Source organism: Streptococcus suis, from assembly GCF_046032115.1.
Classification (GTDB): domain Bacteria; phylum Bacillota; class Bacilli; order Lactobacillales; family Streptococcaceae; genus Streptococcus; species Streptococcus suis_AJ.
In genome coordinates this window covers 44,330-62,924 of record NZ_JARQOZ010000010.1, presented here as the reverse complement: position 1 = coordinate 62,924, position 18,595 = coordinate 44,330, and the positions used below count along the sequence as shown (strand labels likewise).

The 18,595-nt window shown below is 38.0% G+C and carries 18 protein-coding genes; 6 read left to right on the top strand and 12 right to left on the bottom strand.

The features are described from left to right. A partial coding sequence (locus tag P7J36_RS04930) for a YSIRK-type signal peptide-containing protein (protein WP_408562433.1) occupies positions 1 to 1,564 on the bottom strand: 1,564 nt, incomplete at its 3' end. A 410-nt stretch (positions 1,565 to 1,974) separates the two neighbouring features. Here P7J36_RS04930 and P7J36_RS04925 point away from each other — a divergent pair. From P7J36_RS04925 to P7J36_RS04915, 3 genes are read left to right on the top strand one after another with little or no spacing between them, the layout of a single operon-like run. Further along, complete coding sequence (locus P7J36_RS04925) at positions 1,975 to 2,184, top strand: hypothetical protein (protein WP_029185977.1); 210 nt, start codon at positions 1,975 to 1,977, stop codon at positions 2,182 to 2,184. Then, positions 2,184 to 2,735: an IS110 family transposase gene (locus tag P7J36_RS04920; protein ID WP_408551424.1), complete on the top strand. Its 552-nt coding sequence runs from the start codon at positions 2,184 to 2,186 to the stop codon at positions 2,733 to 2,735. The genes P7J36_RS04925 and P7J36_RS04920 overlap by 1 nt, the downstream gene beginning before the upstream one ends. Continuing rightward, on the top strand, positions 2,698 to 3,132 hold the full coding sequence (locus tag P7J36_RS04915; protein WP_408551423.1) for a transposase: 435 nt from the start codon (positions 2,698 to 2,700) through the stop codon (positions 3,130 to 3,132). The genes P7J36_RS04920 and P7J36_RS04915 overlap by 38 nt, the downstream gene beginning before the upstream one ends. 414 nt (positions 3,133 to 3,546) lie before the next feature. Here P7J36_RS04915 and P7J36_RS04910 read toward each other — a convergent pair whose 3' ends face one another. From P7J36_RS04910 to hprK, 4 genes are read right to left on the bottom strand one after another with little or no spacing between them, the layout of a single operon-like run. Continuing rightward, entirely contained in the window at positions 3,547 to 4,080 is a 534-nt protein-coding gene (locus P7J36_RS04910) for a YtxH domain-containing protein (RefSeq protein WP_408551422.1), read from the bottom strand. Further along, positions 4,064 to 4,474, bottom strand: a complete 411-nt coding sequence (locus tag P7J36_RS04905) for a DUF948 domain-containing protein (protein WP_172029289.1) — start codon at positions 4,472 to 4,474, stop codon at positions 4,064 to 4,066. The genes P7J36_RS04910 and P7J36_RS04905 overlap by 17 nt, the downstream gene beginning before the upstream one ends. Before the next feature lie 13 nt (positions 4,475 to 4,487). After that, positions 4,488 to 5,264 carry a prolipoprotein diacylglyceryl transferase gene (gene lgt, locus P7J36_RS04900; protein ID WP_408551421.1) on the bottom strand — a complete coding sequence of 259 codons (777 nt, stop codon included), beginning with the start codon at positions 5,262 to 5,264 and terminating at the stop codon, positions 4,488 to 4,490. 1 nt (position 5,265) lies between these two features. Next, positions 5,266 to 6,198 (bottom strand): HPr(Ser) kinase/phosphatase, encoded by a 933-nt coding sequence (gene hprK, locus P7J36_RS04895; RefSeq protein ID WP_408551420.1) that lies wholly within the window; start codon positions 6,196 to 6,198, stop codon positions 5,266 to 5,268. Between the two features lie 221 nt (positions 6,199 to 6,419). Here hprK and manA point away from each other — a divergent pair, with 221 nt between their 5' ends. After that, positions 6,420 to 7,361: a mannose-6-phosphate isomerase, class I gene (manA, locus tag P7J36_RS04890; RefSeq protein WP_408551419.1), complete on the top strand. Its 942-nt coding sequence runs from the start codon at positions 6,420 to 6,422 to the stop codon at positions 7,359 to 7,361. Positions 7,362 to 7,403: 42 nt separating this feature from the next. Here manA and P7J36_RS04885 read toward each other — a convergent pair whose 3' ends face one another. From P7J36_RS04885 to P7J36_RS04855, 7 genes are all read right to left on the bottom strand, one after another. Beyond that, the gene (locus P7J36_RS04885) at positions 7,404 to 7,676 is read right to left on the bottom strand and encodes a PspC domain-containing protein (protein WP_029185971.1); all 273 of its coding nucleotides are present in this window, start codon (positions 7,674 to 7,676) and stop codon (positions 7,404 to 7,406) included. Next, complete coding sequence (locus P7J36_RS04880) at positions 7,666 to 8,427, bottom strand: hypothetical protein (protein ID WP_408551418.1); 762 nt, start codon at positions 8,425 to 8,427, stop codon at positions 7,666 to 7,668. The genes P7J36_RS04885 and P7J36_RS04880 overlap by 11 nt, the downstream gene beginning before the upstream one ends. A 241-nt stretch (positions 8,428 to 8,668) precedes the next feature. Next, the gene (locus tag P7J36_RS04875; protein WP_408551417.1) at positions 8,669 to 10,891 is read right to left on the bottom strand and encodes a TIM-barrel domain-containing protein; all 2,223 of its coding nucleotides are present in this window, start codon (positions 10,889 to 10,891) and stop codon (positions 8,669 to 8,671) included. A gap of 8 nt (positions 10,892 to 10,899) precedes the next feature. Then, positions 10,900 to 11,520, bottom strand: a complete 621-nt coding sequence (locus tag P7J36_RS04870) for a DUF624 domain-containing protein (RefSeq protein WP_408551416.1) — start codon at positions 11,518 to 11,520, stop codon at positions 10,900 to 10,902. A 65-nt stretch (positions 11,521 to 11,585) separates the two neighbouring features. After that, positions 11,586 to 13,148, bottom strand: coding sequence for a type 2 periplasmic-binding domain-containing protein (locus P7J36_RS04865; protein ID WP_408551415.1), 1,563 nt, complete (start codon positions 13,146 to 13,148; stop codon positions 11,586 to 11,588). Positions 13,149 to 13,165: 17 nt separating this feature from the next. Beyond that, a complete protein-coding gene (locus tag P7J36_RS04860) occupies positions 13,166 to 14,050 on the bottom strand; it encodes a carbohydrate ABC transporter permease (protein WP_172017734.1) in 885 nt (294 codons plus the stop codon). 9 nt (positions 14,051 to 14,059) lie between these two features. Next, on the bottom strand, positions 14,060 to 14,983 hold the full coding sequence (locus P7J36_RS04855; RefSeq protein WP_408551414.1) for an ABC transporter permease: 924 nt from the start codon (positions 14,981 to 14,983) through the stop codon (positions 14,060 to 14,062). A 368-nt stretch (positions 14,984 to 15,351) separates the two neighbouring features. On the opposite strand from P7J36_RS04855, the gene P7J36_RS04850 reads away from it, so the two are divergent. Together P7J36_RS04850 and P7J36_RS04845 are read left to right on the top strand one after the other, a co-directional pair. After that, complete coding sequence (locus tag P7J36_RS04850; protein WP_408551413.1) at positions 15,352 to 17,046, top strand: sensor histidine kinase; 1,695 nt, start codon at positions 15,352 to 15,354, stop codon at positions 17,044 to 17,046. Then, positions 17,027 to 18,571: a response regulator transcription factor gene (locus P7J36_RS04845; protein WP_408551412.1), complete on the top strand. Its 1,545-nt coding sequence runs from the start codon at positions 17,027 to 17,029 to the stop codon at positions 18,569 to 18,571. Before P7J36_RS04850 ends, P7J36_RS04845 begins: the two co-directional genes overlap by 20 nt. Positions 18,572 to 18,595 lie beyond the last annotated feature (24 nt).

Genomic DNA, 18,595 nt, shown 5'->3' with positions numbered 1-18,595 from the left:
GGGGAGTAACGGGCTCTGTAGGGTCTTCGGGGGTTGGGGGAGCTACTGGATCTGTAGGCTCCTCAGTGGTTGGGGGAACTACTGGGGCTGTAGGGTCCTCGAGGGTTGGGGGAGTAACGGGTTCTGTAGGCTCCTCGGGGGTTGGGGGAACTACTGGATCTGTAGGCTCCTCGGGGGTTGGGGGAGTAATGGGCTCTGTAGGCTCCTCGAGGGTTGGGGGAGTAACGGGCTCTGTAGGCTCCTCGGGGGTTGGGGGAACTACTGGATCTGTAGGGTCTTCAGTGGTTGGGGGAACTACTGGGGCTGTAGGCTCCTCGGGGGTTGGGGGAACTACTGAGTCTGTAGGTTCCTCGGTAGTTGGAGGAGTAATGGGTTCTGTAGAGTCTTCAGTGGTTGGGGGAGCAACTGAATCTGTAGGCTCCTCGGGGGTTGGGGGAGCTACTGGATCTGTAGGCTCCTCGAGGGTTGGGGGAACTACTGGGGCTGTAGGGTCCTCGAGGGTTGGGGGAGTAACGGGTTCTGTAGGCTCCTCGGGGGTTGGGGGAACTACTGGATCTGTAGGCTCCTCGGGGGTTGGGGGAGTAATGGGCTCTGTAGGCTCCTCGAGGGTTGGGGGAGTAACGGGCTCTGTAGGCTCCTCGGGGGTTGGGGGAACTACTGGATCTGTAGGGTCTTCAGTGGTTGGGGGAACTACTGGGGCTGTAGGCTCCTCGGGGGTTGGGGGAACTACTGGATCTGTAGGGTCTTCAGTGGTTGGGGGAACTACTGGGGCTATAGGTTCCTCGGGGGTTGGGGGAACTACTGGGGCTGTAGGTTCCTCGATAGTTGGGAGAACTACTGGGGCTGTAGGGTCCTCGATAGTTGGGGGAACTACTGGGGCTGTAGGTTCCTCGGGGGTTGGGGGAACTACTGAGTCTGTAGGTTCCTCGGGGGTTGGAGGGGTGATAGAAACTGAAGGAGGTTGTTCAGACACACTGCTCCCTTTAATGTAACCCACATAGACATAACCTTCAATATCTGCTGGTGCTGGTAAGGCTTGATCTGAGGTTATCTCTATCGTTTGATTAAATTGGGACAAAATATGATTGGTCAAGGCCGAAGCAGTTGGAACTAAGAAACTTGTTCCAGTAGCTATTAAAAGAACAACACCTGCCACTTCCTTTTTGCCTTTTCTGCCCAATTTGAAGGCAATAACTAGAAGTGAAAGACCTGCAATCGCCGTTATACTTGTTTCTAAGGCACCTGTCTTAGGTAAAACTTTTGAACTTGAACCAATATTCATTGTTGTTGACGAAAGCTTTGAACCTACTGGTCTATAAACAAGATAATAATTCGCATCCGTAGCTTGTGCCAATCTAGGTAGTTCTCGAATAATTAGTTCTTTCTCAGCATCGGTCAACTCTTGCTCAGTTACATATGAATAGTGAATTGACTGTGCACTAACTGCTGGAGCATTTATAACTGCAGACGCAAAAATAAGACTTGCTACCATAGCAGAAACAAGTCCAACTGATAACTTACGAAAAGCAAAACGTTGTTGCTTCTCAAATTGATTTGTTTTCATTTCCTTTTCATCCTCCTACGATGGACATACTTCAATTATACCGTTACTTATTACTTCCTACAAGTGTTTTAATTGATACTTCTCGAAAAGCAAAAACAGTTGGATTGACTCAATGTAGTTGATATTTATTCTATCGACATCTGCACCGCTTAGTTTTAGCTTCATTGAGCAGAAGATAAAAAAACTCCAAGCAGGTTTCACCCGCTAACTCATGACAGAAAAAGAAGAACAGCTTATAATAAAATTGAACAATACTAATCCGTGGTGTTTAATAGGACTTTACCTAGTCTGTATAAAAAACTGGATGAATAAGAGTCATGAGAAAACTCGAATACGCTTAGAAGCGTGAAAATAAAATTACAAGTAGCCTCTTATTCGATTGTTCAAAATTAGAATAGGAGGCTTTTCATATGGAAGTCATGATTGAAACCTGTTGTGGCATTGATGTCCACCAGAAATCCATTATTTGTTGTATTCTAGATGGTCCACTGGATACCAACAAACCAAAGAAAATCCAGAAGATATTCGGAACAAGGACCATAGCCCTTCAAAACGCCCTCGCTTGGTTAGAAGAAAATCATGTTTCCCACGTTTTTTTTGAATCCACTGGTCAATACTGATGCCACTCTTCAATATCTTTTCTGACTCTGATTTAACCTTGGTTTTAGCTAATCCGCAACACATCAAGAATGTTCCTGGTCGAAAATCAGATATGAGAGATGCCGAGTGGATTGCCCAACTGGGTCGTTGTGGTCTGATTGCTTCTTCTTATATCCCAAGTACTGAAGTTGTCCAGTTACGTTTGCTTACTCGACGTCTACGGGCTTATAAACAACGTCAAACTCAAGTTAAGAATGAAATCCATAATCTCTTACAACGGGCCAATATTAAACTGACCAGCTACTTGTCTGATATCTTCTCAAAGACAGGTCAAGCACTTCTAACTCTCTTTATCAATGGAGAAAGAATTGATGTAAACACGGTTAGCTCTTGCATTAACAGGAAAGTTAAAGCAAGTCCCGACCAGCTGGTTGAAGCTATGAACGGGAAGTTGTCATTTGAAGACCGATTTCTAATAGATCAAAGCTTAGAAGAATATCGGATGTATCAGGAACTCATTAGGAAATTGACTCATGAGATTCAGGCTTACATCGAAAAGGAGTTTCCCTGAAGAAAACAGGTTACTTCAAACCATTCCTGGGGTGAGCGAAAACTGCGCTGCCACTATTTTAGCTGAAATTGGACCAACTGTAGATAGTTTTGAAACAGATGGACATCTGACATCTTGGGCTGGACTCTGTCCAGGTTCTTACGAAAGTACAGGCATTAAAAAATCCTCACATATCACGCAAGGAAATCGCTACATCAAACAGGCTTTGACCATGTCTGGATTGATTGCTGCACACTCTAAGGATTCTGCTTTTTCATCTCTTTACAACCGAATTTCCCAAAGAGGAAGCAAGATGAAAGCTGTTATTGCCTGTGCCCATAAAATTCTTAGAATTATTTATAAACTCCTCACAACCCATCAATCTTATCAAAAAGAAAAGGCGCTAGGACTGAGGTAACAGTTCTAACACCTAAACTTAAAAATTTTTCAATTACAGTATAGCACAGGAAGTGTCTTTTTGCGCATTTTAATAAAAACACTAGAAAGATAGTCAATGAAAATCAAGTCTACAAGTTCTGATTTTTATAGCCGTTTAGTTTACTTTTAGTACTAGCTCCAACTATCTGGGAGAGTGAAACAGTTCGGGGAACTGTTTCAGCCCGAGACTAGATACAAAAAAGCGAGGAAAAAGAGGCTGGAAATAGAGCGAACTCTGTTCGCATCAACAGCTGCAGGCTGCTTGTACAGTCTAATGACTGTACAAGGTTGGAAATAAGGAAACAGGGTTTCCTCTTACGTCTAAGTAATCAAAGATAAATCCTCTCTCAGTGTAGTCAACATCAACCCATTACAGTTGATAACGAGCCATTTTTTATCCTTCAACTGTTTCAGAGGCGGTTTCGCTTGCTACATCTGAAACAGTTTCTGATACCACTTCAGTTTGAACATCTTCTATATCAATTTCAATATCCTCAGACACCACCACAGCATCCTCAACATCTTCTTCCATCAAATCCACTGTTGGAGCTTTAGCCGTTTTAGCCTTGATAGCTTCCAAGATATCAGCCGTTGACAGGTTTTGCTCTGCGATTTTTTCCTTGATTTGCTCGAAGGTTTCGACAGATTTTTCCTTACCTGACTTGACCAAATCTTCCACTGTCAATTCCCCAGTTTCCAACTGAGTTTTGACTTCTGTGAAGCGCTCTGAGGCTTGCTTGCCCAAGTTCTGAGCCTTGCTGACCAAATCAGCATTGATTTCTTCATGGTTTTGTTTGTAGTCATTAGCAAAGTTAACGACTTTTTCTTTCACCGATTTACCAGTTTTACTTGCTAGAAATGCGGCTGCGGCTGCACCTCCTGCCACACCTAATAAGAGGCTGGTTAAGACACTAGATTTTTTTACCATTTTTTTCTCCTTTCTTACCTAAGAGAGATGAAATTGTTGACAAGGCAGAGAGGGCTCCGCCAGCTTTAACCGTATTGGCACCTGCCGACTTGGCTTTGACCGTCAAATCACGCGCCGAAGCGTTCAAGTCAGACACAGAAGTGGACAAGTCCGCAACTGCAACGAAAAGGGGATCCAAGGTCGAAACCTTACCATTGACATCTTCCACCAAAACATTGGTTTTGGCCAAGAGTTCGTTGGTCTGATAGAGGGTCACATTGATGTCACTGGTCAAGACCTTAAGGGTTTGTTGAGCCTCATCCGTCACCGTTCCTAATTTTTTCAAGAGCAAAACAATGTAAACTGCCACAGCCGCGATGGACAAGGCAATAATCAAGACTGAAATTTCAATAATCATATATTCTCCTTTATGATTGATAAAATGGAATAGAGGATTTTCTTCTCCGCACCACAACCATGCTGATTCCAACAAAGATAAGAATACCAGACAGCCACTGAGAAACACGGATACCCAAGAACATGAGGCTATCTGTCCGCAGGCCTTCTATCAAGAGACGACCACAACCATACCAAATCAGGTAAAAAGCTGTGATTTCACCCTGTTTGAGGAATTTTGACCGTCTGCGTAGGACACAAATCAAGCCAAAACCAAGCAGATTCCACAGGCTTTCAAACAAGAAGGTTGGTTGACGGTAGGCGCCATCAATATACATCTGGTCTCGGATAAAGGATGGTAGGTAGCTCAAACTTTCCACAGCCTTACCATAGGCCTCCTGGTTAAAGAAATTTCCCCAACGCCCAATAGCTTGCGCAATCATGACGGAGGGAGCCACCACATCCAGAAAGTCCAGCGTATTGATAAAGCGGTGTCGGGTGAAGAAATAGAGTACGATTGCCCCTGTTATCAGACCACCATAGATAGCAATACCACCATTCCAGATAGCAAAGACAGATAAGAGATTATCCTTGTACTCGCTCCATGAAAAAGCGACATAGTAGATTCTGGCTCCAATAATGGAAAGTGGAAAGGCCAACAAGATAAAATCCAAAATATCATCCTGCAGAATCTTCTTGCGCGGTGCTTCCTTAGTCGCCAAATAGACTCCCAAGACCAAGCCAATCAAGATACAGATGGCATACCAGCGGATTTCTAAAGGACCTAATCTAATCGCAATTGGATTCATATTAGGCCTCTTCTCTATTCTGCTCGATGAGATTACCTAGACGCTCTTCAAAGATTTTCGTTGCATCATAGCCCATTTGCTTGGCACGGTAGTTCATAGCTGCTGCTTCAATAACCACAGAGATGTTACGACCAGTCTTAACTGGAATACGGATTTGAGGTATTGAAATACCTGCAATTTCAATGGTATCACCAGAATTCCCTAGACGGTCAAAGACCTTACCCGTTTCATAATTTTCAAGATAAACAGCCAACTGCACTTCTGATGAATCTTTCACGGCACTAGCACCGTATAAACTCATGATGTCGATAATGCCGACTCCTCGAATCTCTAATAAGTGGCGCAGAATTTCCGCAGGCTCACCCCAGAGAGTGACATCGTCTTTTGCATAGACATCAACACGGTCATCAGCCACCAATCGGTGTCCTCGTTTAACCAACTCAAGACCAGTCTCACTCTTACCGATACCAGAATCGCCCTGAATAAGGACCCCCATACCGTAAATGTCCATCAAGACACCGTGTACACTCGTCCGCTGAGCCAGGCGACTATCCAAGTAAGAAGACAATTCTCCCGATAGACGACTGGTTGCTGTCTTGCTTCGACAGATAGCAATTTGTTTTTCTTTTGCAGCCTTATACATCTCCTCTGGAATTTCCAAACCACGCGCCACAATAATAACTGGTGTTTCAGGCTGGAACATTTGGGAGAGCACCTGATAGCGGTTATGTGCAGTCATGGCCATCAGGTAAGACCACTCCTTCATCCCTATCAGCTGAATCCGTTCTGGAGCATAGTAATCAAAGTAGCCAGTCATTTCCAATCCTGGACGGGTAATGTCTGCCGTTGTAATGGGCTTTTTCAGGAGCTCTTCCGTACTGTAAGCACATTCAATCCGCAGATTATCGACCAGATCTTTTACATAAACGGTCATTTGTTCCCTCACTTTCAGTTTTATTATATTATACCATAAGCAAGGGGTTGGGGGAGAATAGAAATGACTCGTTTTAGTAAAAAAAATGGGCTCATTTCAAAGTTTTCTCAGGAATATAGTTTTATTTCAATAGATTAAATATCAACCCTCGCTTTACTAACTATTTCCAATAATTCTGTTATAATTCATATAGAAGAAATCTTACTATTAAGGAGAAAAGCATGGAACCATTGTTTCTCACACCTGTCATGCAGGAAAAAATTTGGGGGGGCAATCGCCTAAGAACCAACTACCACTACGACATTCCTAGTGATAAGACTGGTGAATGCTGGGCTATTTCTGCCCACCCAAACGGCGTAACTACTGTCTCAAACGGTCAATATAAAGGAAGAGGACTGGATGACCTCTATAAGAATGAAAAACATTTATTTGGCAATCCCACAGATGATGTCTTTCCATTATTAACAAAAATCCTTGATGCAGACGATTGGCTTAGCGTCCAAGTTCATCCCGATGATAGCTATGGCTTGGCTCACGAAGGGGAACTGGGCAAGACAGAATGTTGGTACATTTTGGAAGCCGAAGACGGAGCTGAGATTATTTATGGTCACAATGCCCAATCCAAAGAAGAACTCCGTCAGCAAATCAAAGCTGGAGATTGGGACAAACTGTTGACCCATGTACCCGTCAAAAAGGGTGATTTCTTCTTCGTACCAAGCGGTACCATGCACGCCATCGGTAAGGGTATCATGATACTAGAAACCCAACAATCTAGCGATACAACCTACCGTGTCTATGACTTTGACCGCCGTGACGATGCAGGCAACCTCCGTGAACTACACATTGAGAAATCAATCGATGTCCTGACCATCGGACCTGTTGCTAACTCAACACCTGCCCACCTCAAAGCAGGCAATCTTGACTCAACAGTTCTGGTTGCCAATCCCTTCTTTACCGTATATAAATGGAATATCCAGCAAGAAATCAAAATGGAACAGACCGTTCCATACCTACTTGTCAGTGTCATTGAAGGTCAAGGTGCCATCCAAGTCGGTGAAACCAGCTACCCACTTCAAAAAGGAAGCCACTTTATCTTACCAGCCGATGTGACAGACTGGACCTTTACAGGCCAAATGGACATCATCGCAAGCCATACTAACTAAGCATAAAAAACTTGAGCCTTTAAACTCAAGTTTTTTTCCATTCTATCCAAACCAAGACTTATTTATTTTCTCCGCATCTTTTATCTTACGAGGGCCTGTTCCATAGCGTTCCGCGTCCTGATCTTCTTTATAGGGTAAAAAGTAGGCTGCTGCTACGTAAAGAGCAACCAACAAGAGAAAAGATTTTCCTAAAAGAAGACCTGCAATAAATATTGCGCGTGTCACCCAGGCTTCCCAGCCCAGTTTATGGGCTAGACCAGCAAGGACACCCGACAAAATCTTGCCCTGTCTAACTTTATACAAATCAATCGACATCTTTTATTCCTTTCACATAGAAGGCACCTTGTCCAGTCTGTGCCTTGATAAAGAGTACATCATTGCCCGATTTTTCAAATTGGTAGGGACTGGCTTTCTTTTTTCGGTTGACCAAAACCTGACCAGATTGAGACTCTATCTGCCCACGAATCCCTTGTCCCTTACTCGTTTGTAAGGTCAATGGCGCCTGGGCCAACTCTACATTCAAATGTTGGGGGTAACCACCACAGGTCGTCAAGCGGATATCCTGTTGTTTTTTATCCCTTGAACTGCGGATGGAAATATCTTCAAACGGTAAATAATCCAAGCGAGCATCGGCCTGCCCCAATTCCAAGTCCAATACGGACATCCACTCCTGTGGCAAGCTGATCGTCAAACGACAAGCCAAGCCACTGCTAAAATAGAGGCATTTTTTTTCTACATAAAGATGAGGAAGTCTATCTTCAGGTGCATCCTGATTGTAACAAATTTCCACACTAAGCTGATTGTTCTTGGATTTTGTAAAGGTCAGCCGCCCTTCAGAAAGTTTTAAAAATAGCGACTCAATCCCTTCAAATGTATAGGCTTGCTTCAACTTAGAAGAGGCAAATACTTTAAAAATTGGCAAGGAAAAATTCAATTTTTCTTTTTCTTCCACAAAAAGAAAGTCAGGTTCTTGGTTCATTTCCTTAAAACAGGCACGCGCCTCTTCCTTGGTCAAGACACCTTTTTCATATAACTCAATTAAGCGTTCTTCTCTCTTTTGCGTCATAGACTCACCTCGATTCTATTCTAGTATATCACAATCCCCACCAAAAAAATCAGCCCGAGGACTGATATTGGTAAATCAAGGATTTTCAGAAAAAAAGCCAAGAAAAATCTTGACCTTTAAATAATCTTCACTATGTTTATCCTTATCGGAAAACCGAGATTTCTATAAACAAAACTTATTGAAATTCATCAATCCGTGAATTATTTTTACATTTAATTTTTTTATTCTTGGAGGAGAAAAATCAACTAATAAATAATAATTCGGTCAGTTGTTCACGAAGTCTAGGTTCTAAACGATTTAATGAAGTTATTTTCTGTAGTAACTGTTGACTACTTTCTAATTCTCGAACGACCTGGTGCTTTGTATCATAATCAATTTCCAACCCTTGTAAACAAGCGTAAACTCTATCAATAAATGTACTATTTTTTTCAAGTGGAACAGCATCAAATGATACCCTAAAATCCACATTCTCCACTATCACATCTTCCTGTCTTATTGCATGGAAAATGAGACGATGTCTCCGGTTGGCTGGAATGATAGTAGCATCACCTGAATAAGAAAATTGAACCTCACTTTCGTCCCATCGTAATTCACATTTAGTAATGAACCGCTTCCCATTGAGGTCTTCAACTAAGTCAAATGAATTCGAGGCTCCTGGGAAAATATGCCATTCAATTAATTCCGGCAATTCCACACCTGTCTTAGCTGGTTTTGCATCCAAGGGAATAATTGCACCTTCTTTGGCGAATACAGGAATCTCTTCTTTTTTTCTATAAATAGGAAGTTTGATTGGTCCAGCATATTCGTCATCCATGAAAAAATTATACCATTTACCTTCAGGAAACCAGACTTCAACACGTCCTTTTTTATCTGAAGGGTTTGATTTTTCAGTGATTGGAGCCACCATTAATTCTGAACCAAAAAAATACTGATTCGGAACTGAATAACTTTCATCGCTATAAGGATAATTATAGTACATTGGGGTAATTAGTGGCATACCATTTTCATGGGTCCGCACATTCATTGTATAAAGGTATGGAATAAATTTATGTCGAAGTCGAAGATATTCTTTCATACTCTCAGCAATTTCTAAGCTGTAGCCCCAAGGCTCCTTACTCTGAAACGGACTATTTGAACTATGGAGGCGATTTATCGGACTAAAGACCCCAAATTGTAACCAGCGCAAGGCAAGTTCTTCATCATGATAACCGAGCATATGGCCTCCAATATCATGACTCCACCAAGAATAGCCAATATTTGAAGCTGTACTAGTAAAGTAAGGTTGAAAAGCTAAAGAAGCCCATGTTGTCACTGTATCTCCTGAAAAACCAATGGGAAATCTATGGCTTCCAGGACCTGCATACCGAGATAAAATGACACTGTTATTTCCCTCTTGCGTAATATCTTTAAAATGATAATAATTCAATAACCAAAGGGGATCTATCTGTCCCTCAGTCCCTTGTTGCCAGTCAATCCACCAAAAATCAACACCTTGTTTTTCTAATGGATGATGAACATCTTCAAAATAAGCCTTTCTAAAATCCTCATTCGACATGTCAAATAGCGCAGGTTCTTCAATTGTAGTATTGAGAGAAAGTCGTTTCGCTACCGCCGGATATGCATCCTCAAAGGCACGTATTCCATCAGCTGGATGTACATTCAATGTTGTCTTCAAACCACGTTTATGCAACTCATTCAAAAATCTCTCTGGATCAGGGAATAATTTTTTATTCCATGAATAACCTGTCCATCCGCTACCAAATCTTTTTGGTACATCATTTGTTAAATGCCAATCCATATCAATGACACTTACCGAAAGAGGCACATTCTCAGCTTCAAACTTATCCATAAGACCAAGGTATCCTTCTTCTGAATAAGCCCAATATCTACTCCACCAATTTCCAAGTGCAAAACGAGGTAGCAAAGGTGTCGAACCTGTTAAGTGATAAAAATCTTTTAAGGCCGTAAAGTAATCTCGTCCATAACCAAAAAAATATATATCAATGACCTTTTCTGGTCTTTCTACAGGATTGTACTTATTATCAAAAACAAAGCTATCTGAGTCATCTAAAATTGCAAAACCATTTTTGCTCATTATTCCATCTTCGAGTTCTATTGAGCCATCAACGAAATCCAACGTTCGAGTAGTCCCGCCCAAGTTTGAATATTGGTTCCCAAAATACCAACGATTCCCATATGCGGACAGATTGTTTTTTACATCAATGAATAATCCACTATTACTAAAAAGACTTTTATCATAGTGTAGGTGTAAAGAATCCGTAATAATTTCCAATCGATTTTCATCTTCTATTATATTAAGAGATAACTCTGACGTAAATTCTCTATTTTGTACGACTCTGGTCAACCTATCTTCAAAATAACCATTCTCTGAATACTCCAATCGAATTAACTGATTAGTTAATACTGAAATTCTGTATTTTTTTCCTTCAAAAACTGTTTGCATAACTTCTCCTATTTTGTAATACTCAAAATATGTTTCGTTAACCAAGCATTTAATCCTGCAAGAGCAGATATTCCGCCAAATGTAAACACATATAGAGCTGTAAAAAGACCAACAATATTACTAATTGAAAAATATATAACTAAGATATTTATCCAGATTAGTACGAGACTATAAAATGGTTTTTTTACTATCAGCAAAAAGCTATTTTTTATTGCTCGTACTATCCTATCCTCATATAGACAAATATATGTTAGACTCACTAATACTATTACAAACCACATGATTGAAATCACAATCAAAGCAGTCAAACCAACCCATCTAATTGGTCCTATTTGGTTGAGAAAAAAAATCAATTCGACCATTATCAACCAAGCAGTTGAGAGTAGACCAACCCAAATAATCGTAGACTGACGAAAATTTGATATAAAATAATGAAAATAGGATTTTATAATTTCATTCTCTTCTCCTCTTAAGATACGCTGCCAACTGCCATTCAATGCAGCCATCGATGCACCAATGGTTACGAGTGGCAGACTGGTTAAAATAAATAATAAATTCAGCATAAATATATCTGTTATTCTTGAAAAAATACGAAAATACCTAGATTCAATTGAAAAAATTTTTCTCATTTTACAGTCCTATTTTAACGTAAGGGGAGAATTTCTCCCCTTATGGCATTTACAGTAATTACTCTTTATTGAGCTACGGACTGATAACGTTCAAATGCAACTTCTTGAATTTGCATAAATTCATCTAGTCCCATAGCTTTTAATTGTTTAATATAGTCATCCCACTCTTTGTCAATTCCGCCTTCGACAACCCACTTAGAGGCCATTTGAGTCGCATAAGAATTAATATCAACATAGATAGCAGAAAGTCTTGTTAATTCTTCTTGTGAATAAGAAACGTTTGGGAATGCTGGTAGTGCATACTGATTGATTTCTGAATCAAGTTTCAATTTAAGACCATCTCCCTGACTTTCATCAATTTCAACTTTATCATTAAAACCATCTGCTACATACTTAGGACCAAAGTCTCTAAGTGAATTGATCCATGCCCACTCATCTGCAGATTTTCCATCTTGTGGTGGAAGTACTGCATAACCAGTTTCAGTTTTCTCGGTACCAATACCGAAAGAACCATAAAATGTTTGAATACTTGCATCATCAGTATAGAATTGGTCAGCCCATTCTAACAATTTCTCTGGATTTTTGGCACTAGTTGTAATCAGCAACTCATTGCGAGCATAATTATAATGGTCTGGATCTGAAAATACGTATCGATTACCATCAGGTCCTGCTAATGGTGTTAAGGCAACATATTCGTCTGCGTGAAGACCAAATGTAGCATCAGCAGTCCATCCACCAGAAACTCCTACACGCGCAACTTCTTTATCCATCCGCTTTGCAGAGGCCATCGACTCATCCTGAGTAAATAGTTCAGAATCAATTAAGCCAGCTTGATAAGCTTCGCTCATAGCTTTAATACCTTCTTTATAATTTTCAGTTGCGCGAAGGTAAACAGGTTTTCCATCTTTCAAACTCATTTCATAAGTATTATCAGCTCCCAATCTGTTATCAAAAGGTAGAATATAGGCAAATGTTGCATTTACATTACCTGTTCCATAAGGAATTTCATCATTCTTGTCGCCATTCCCATTTGCATCCTCGTTTTTAAACGCTTCTAATACCTTTACAAATTCATCATAGGTTTCAGGCATTTCAAGATTCAAATTATCTAGCCACTTTTTATTAATAAATAATTGGTTGCCGATAATAGGACGCATTGGGGCTTTTTTCGGAAGGCTATAAATATGACCGTCAGGTGAAGTAATCATCGCTTTCAATTTTGGATCATTTTCCAAAATCTTAGAAAGATTGGGCATATGCTCCTTAATTAAATCTTCAAGTGGGATAAACAACGATTGATTTTGTGCAATCTCTGAATCATTCAAAACATTGGATCCTAAGAAAGCATCTGGCAAATCCCCTCCTGCGAGAAGCACTGCTTTTTTATCGGTCCAATCAGCTGCAACGTACACATCCCAGTCTACATCAATTCCAGCATTTTTTTCAGCTTCCTCAAGAAATCCTTTTGTAAAATCATCTCCCCAATCAGACCAGCGTACTGTAGTGATTGTGAAATCAGTAGATTCATCACTAGTTGTGCTAGAACTACTTTCACTTGTTCCACATGCTGTTAAAGCACTGAGGACCAATCCAGACAATAACATTGATTTAAAAATTCTCTTTTTCATAAGAATGAACTCCTTTTTTATTCCTTAATAGCGCCAATCATGACACCTTTATTAAAATACTTTTGTAAAAATGGATACAACATCATAATTGGTGCTGTAGATACAACAATTGCTGCATATTTCATCATATCAGCAGTTGCTCGCAACTCAGATGCAAGTTCCCCTGTTGCTTGCGATTGAAGCATTTGGTTACTAATCAACAATCGTCTCAAAATCAATTGCAAGGGTTGTAAGTTTTCATTTGTTATATATATAAGGGAATTGAACCAAGAATTCCAAATCCCCACCGCAGTCCACAAACCGATAACTGCTAAAATGGCTTTAGATAAGGGAATGACAATATAAAAGAAGTACCGAATTGTACTACAACCATCAATTTGGGCTGCTTCCCAAAGACCATCCGGAATACTATTGTTAAAAAACGTCCGAGCCACAATAATATTATAACTTGAAACTGCAAATGGAATAACCATTACCCAAAATGTATCTAAGAGGCCGACATTCTTAACAACTAAATAGGTTGGAATCAGTCCCCCTGAAACGAACATTGGGATAATAAATAATGTGGAAACCCATTTTCTACCAAATAAATCTTTCCTTGATAAGGCATAACCTGCAGGAATATTTACAAATAGCGCCACAAATGTTCCAACTAAAGTATATAAAACGGTGTTTAAGTAACCTCTCCAAAACAAGGGTTGTTCAAAAAGTTTTTTGTAACCATCTAATCTCCATTCAGTTGGAAAGAGCCAAACATTACCATTGGCTACATCAGAAGGGTTACTAAATGAAGCTATGATTACAAACCATAATGGATATAGAATAACAAGTATCAACAAAATAGCAATACCGTAGACGAATATGTCAAAAACTCGTTCACTTGTTGATTTTCTCTTTTTCATAACTTCCTCCTAAAACAATCCTGTTTTGGTTGTTTTTCTTGATAACCAGTTAACTAGGAACAGTATTATTATATTGAACACAGTATTAAATAAACCTATAGCTGTTGAGTAACTGTATTGAAAGTTTACCATCCCCACTTTATACACATATGTTGAAATAATTTCACTACCTGATAAGTTTAGTGGATTTTGTAAAAGTAATACTTTTTCAAAACCTACACTAAGAAGACTTCCGCATCGTAAAATTAAAAGAATCATAGTTGTCGGTAACAACATCGGTAAATCAATATGAATAATTTTTTGAAGTCTGGTTGCACCGTCCATAGTAGCTGCTTCGTAATATGTCGGATCAATCGCAGACAGTGCTGCTAGATAGATAATACTATCCCAACCGACATGTTGCCAAACATCACTCCATACATAGATTCCCGCAAAGTACTTAGGGATTGATAACAATGCTGGTAACTTAATACCAACTATTTTCAATAAATTTGCAACCATTCCACTGCTTGGTGATAGGAACAGAATAAGCATTCCGCACATGACCATTGTTGAAATAAAATGTGGAAGATAGGTTGTAACTTGGAAAAATTTTTTAAATTTTTCAACTCTGATTTGATTACAGATGATAGCCAAAACAATTGGCAACGGAAAGCCAATTAGAATACTGTAAATTGAAACTTTCAATGTATTTTTTATCGTTGTCCCAAATTGGAATGATTGGAAAAACTGATTAAAATATTTGAATCCGGCCCAAGGACTTCTCAGAATACCTAATGCAGGTGAATAATCTTTAAAGGCAATAACTAACCCAGCCATTGGAACATACGCAAACATAATTAATAAAACAATTGCAGGAAAAAGTAATAAATAGAGAGAAAGAGTATCGTTTCTACTTTTCCGAATGTGAGCATTACTGACTTTTATTTTCATCTAACTTTCCTCCTTGATTGTTATTATAGAGGAAACATCTAAACTTAAATAGAAAAAATGATATCGCTTTCATGAATAATACCGACATTGTTCGTTCCAAATATGTAAAATTCCGACATCCAAAACTAAAATCGCGGAAACATACTAACAACTGCCTCAAAAAAAAGATATAATAAAATGGAAGTCACTGAAAAAGTCCGAGTAGCAAAAATGGTTACAGTAAAAAAGATTGATAATTCTTTGTCGTTTTAAAATTTTTATTAATCATTCGTTTTTTAGTTGTTAATTAATAGGAAACTAAAACCGTTGTTTGTTAAAGTTCTAACAAGAAGCACTTTTTCAGCGGGCTCATAAAATGAGGTGTTTTTATGAAATTATCCCATACATTAAATAAAATTAATGAGAACCAATCTATTGATTATCTTTCTAAATTGCTACTTACTATTTTTGGCATCGTTTTTATTATTAATTGCATTCTTAGTTTATTGTACATGAGTAGCATGAAGAAACAGAACCTTTCTCAGATTGAGAGTACCTTAAATATTTTTACACGCGCATTAAAACAAGATTTAACTGCCGAAGAAAGATTTTTATACTGGACTGTGATAAATGATGAATCATTAGATAATTTTCTGTTGAATATCGAACAGGAACAATACATAAAAAATTTACAAAAAATACGATCACACGTTCAAGAATTTGAAACCTATAACAATGTTGATTTTTCTCTATTTATTCAAGATAAACAAACGTTAGATTTGATAAATATCTCCCCGCTACACATCGCTTATTCAGAATTTTTAAAGATTGAACAATTTTTTAAAACAAGGAAACAGGAGGACTACTCCAACTACAATACTTGGAATATTGCCACAATTGATCAACAACATTATATTTACAAAGTCGTTTCCTATAAAGAAAAGACTTTATATTCTATCACACCAATTGATGCTATCCTTAAACCATTAAATGAAATAGAAGTTGGAGACAATGGAAGTATCTCAATTGATACTCCACAAAAATCGTCCATATTTGACAATACAAGTTTCTCCAAATATGAAACAGTTATTGCAAATAAAAATGTCACAAAACTACCTTTTAATATCTATGTAAACATTGATTACCAAGACGCCTTTCGGAATGTTCTCATGCTTCAATTCTCAATTTTATTACTACCTCTAATCATTTCGATTTTAGCATTCTGGAGCCTATTCTATACTCAAAAAAGAGTCATTTCCCCTATGAAGAGGTTACTCCAACATTTACAAGGAACAAATCCTGAAGATTTCGAATTTGGTAAGGAGGGTATCATAGAAATTGATGATGCAAATCATCAAATTAACCAGCTTTTCAATGAGATTCAGATACTCAAACATGACATTTTCAATTCAAAATTAAAACAAAAAAGTATCGAATTAAATCGCCTAAAAAATCAAATTCATCCCCATTTTTATTTAAATATCCTAAGTATGATTCACGGAATGATTCAAACGGAACATTATGAAGAGATTGAACAATTAACACTTTCAACATCACAATATTTTCGTTACCTTTTTCAAACGGATCAAGATTTTGTTTTATTAAAAGATGAAATCCAACATATCCAAGATTACTTACAAGTTCAAAGATTACGTTACGGAAATAATTTTTCATTTCAAGTGGAAATAGCAGAAAGAGTATATAACAATTCTATTCCTCCGCTTATCCTTCAAACATTTGTAGAAAATATTTTTAAACATTGCTTCTCAATGGACACAAAACTTTCAGTAAAGTTGACTATAGATTCAGTCACCGAGAAAAATGATTATTACCGAATCATGTTAGAAGATAATGGACCTGGATTCCCAGCCAATATTTTGTCAAAATTATTATCTCGAACATCCTTAATTACTAAAGATGGGAAACATGTCGGTTTAACAAATACATATGAACGATTGGACAGTCTTTATCAACAGAATTATTACATTCATTTTATGAATAAACCTGAAGGTGGGGCTATGATAAAATTGATACTACCGCATCAAAATAAGAAAGGAACAACAAATGAAAATCTTACTCGTTGACGACGATTCATATATTATCCAAGCACTTAATGAAAAAATAAACTGGGAAGAATTTGGTGTCGATCAAGTTTTTTCAGCATATAGTATGAGACAGGCTCAAAATTTTTTCAAAGAAACGGAGATAGACTTACTTATCAGCGATATTGAAATGCCACAAGGATCTGGTTTAGAGCTTTTAGCTTGGATTCGGCAAGAAAACTATTCAACACAAGCTATTTTTCTAACAAATTATGCCGATTTTAACTATGCTCAAAAAGCTATTGAATTACAAAGTTTTGAATATTATCTTAAGCCAATTGATTATGAAAAATTTGGACTTATTATCCAAAAAGCAATCGCTAAAATAAGAAAAAAGAAACAAGAGGCGAAAAACTTACCTGTAAACGAAGAAATATTTTGGTTTGAATATCTAAGAAAACCCGCATCTCATGATGATAAATTATTTTTAGAGGACGCCCTTTCTAAAAATATTTCAAATAATGGCTTACAACCAATCATCCTTACCTTACAGCTATCTTATGAGAATAATCAGGAAATAACATTGTCTTGGACTCGACAATTGACTCAGGCTATTCAATCATTTACAAACATACACACTCATTATCATCTAGCTACGTCCATAAAAATACCGCAATATGCTGAAAGGTATTTATTCCTATTCAAATCGGTAAATAATCTTCAGAAAAGTGAATTTTTCTCAGAACTACAAGTTTATTTAACTGAAAAATTCAATCAGCCAATTCAAATTCTGTTGGGCAAACATTCAAATCTCGAATCAATTCTAACGAATACTCAATCTCTCTACAACTTTAGTTATGAGTACATTGGGCATCAGAACGCCATATATACTATTGATAATAAAACAGATATAAGGTATTCAGATATTAGTATGCTACCAGCGGATTCTACATTATTATCTTACAATAAATTATCATCGTTTTTATTTGAACAATACCCTAGTTTAAAAAACAATCGATTGTTTCCGACTTCATGGTTAAAGAGAATGCAATTAGATATATTACAAAAAATCAGTGTCATATTAGATCAAAAAGGAATCTCAGCCCATAAACTATTTCAGACTAAAATGCATGATTATTATCAAGAACGGTGTTTTAACAGCATTGAAGATTGGCTGAAATACATTGAGTTTTATAGTAATACAGCTGGTGATTATATTAAACTACTTGAATCACAACAATCTCTTTCACAAATTATTATTGACTATATAGACCATCACTACTCCGAAGAATTAAATCGGAAGGTGCTTGCCGATTTGGTTTTCATCAGCCCAGATCATCTTGCAAGATTATTTAAACATGAAACAGGTAAAACTCTTATTAATTATATTACAGATAAGCGAATTGAAGAAGCAAAAAAACTTTTATTAAATAGCAATGCAACAGTATATATTATTGCAGATCAAGTAGGATATGATAATTATTCATATTTTTCTAAATCATTTAAAAAAAATACCGGTTTGTCACCTATTGAATTCCGGCAACAATATTCCGTATATGGCGTTTAATTGCAACAAAATAATATATAATAT

Excerpts from the sequence above, each read along its gene's own strand:
- P7J36_RS04925 (WP_029185977.1), top strand. The coding sequence starts at position 1,975 with ATGGAAGTCATGATTGAAACCTGTTGTGGCATTGATGTCCACCAGAAA.
- P7J36_RS04920 (WP_408551424.1), top strand. The coding sequence starts at position 2,184 with ATGCCACTCTTCAATATCTTTTCTGACTCTGATTTAACCTTGGTTTTA.
- P7J36_RS04915 (WP_408551423.1), top strand. The coding sequence starts at position 2,698 with ATGAGATTCAGGCTTACATCGAAAAGGAGTTTCCCTGAAGAAAACAGG.
- P7J36_RS04910 (WP_408551422.1), bottom strand. The coding sequence starts at position 4,080 with ATGGTAAAAAAATCTAGTGTCTTAACCAGCCTCTTATTAGGTGTGGCA.
- lgt (WP_408551421.1), bottom strand. The coding sequence starts at position 5,264 with ATGAATCCAATTGCGATTAGATTAGGTCCTTTAGAAATCCGCTGGTAT.
- hprK (WP_408551420.1), bottom strand. The coding sequence starts at position 6,198 with ATGACCGTTTATGTAAAAGATCTGGTCGATAATCTGCGGATTGAATGT.
- manA (WP_408551419.1), top strand. The coding sequence starts at position 6,420 with ATGGAACCATTGTTTCTCACACCTGTCATGCAGGAAAAAATTTGGGGG.
- P7J36_RS04885 (WP_029185971.1), bottom strand. The coding sequence starts at position 7,676 with ATGTCGATTGATTTGTATAAAGTTAGACAGGGCAAGATTTTGTCGGGT.
- P7J36_RS04880 (WP_408551418.1), bottom strand. The coding sequence starts at position 8,427 with ATGACGCAAAAGAGAGAAGAACGCTTAATTGAGTTATATGAAAAAGGT.
- P7J36_RS04875 (WP_408551417.1), bottom strand. The coding sequence starts at position 10,891 with ATGCAAACAGTTTTTGAAGGAAAAAAATACAGAATTTCAGTATTAACT.
- P7J36_RS04870 (WP_408551416.1), bottom strand. The coding sequence starts at position 11,520 with ATGAGAAAAATTTTTTCAATTGAATCTAGGTATTTTCGTATTTTTTCA.
- P7J36_RS04865 (WP_408551415.1), bottom strand. The coding sequence starts at position 13,148 with ATGAAAAAGAGAATTTTTAAATCAATGTTATTGTCTGGATTGGTCCTC.
- P7J36_RS04860 (WP_172017734.1), bottom strand. The coding sequence starts at position 14,050 with ATGAAAAAGAGAAAATCAACAAGTGAACGAGTTTTTGACATATTCGTC.
- P7J36_RS04855 (WP_408551414.1), bottom strand. The coding sequence starts at position 14,983 with ATGAAAATAAAAGTCAGTAATGCTCACATTCGGAAAAGTAGAAACGAT.
- P7J36_RS04850 (WP_408551413.1), top strand. The coding sequence starts at position 15,352 with ATGAAATTATCCCATACATTAAATAAAATTAATGAGAACCAATCTATT.
- P7J36_RS04845 (WP_408551412.1), top strand. The coding sequence starts at position 17,027 with ATGAAAATCTTACTCGTTGACGACGATTCATATATTATCCAAGCACTT.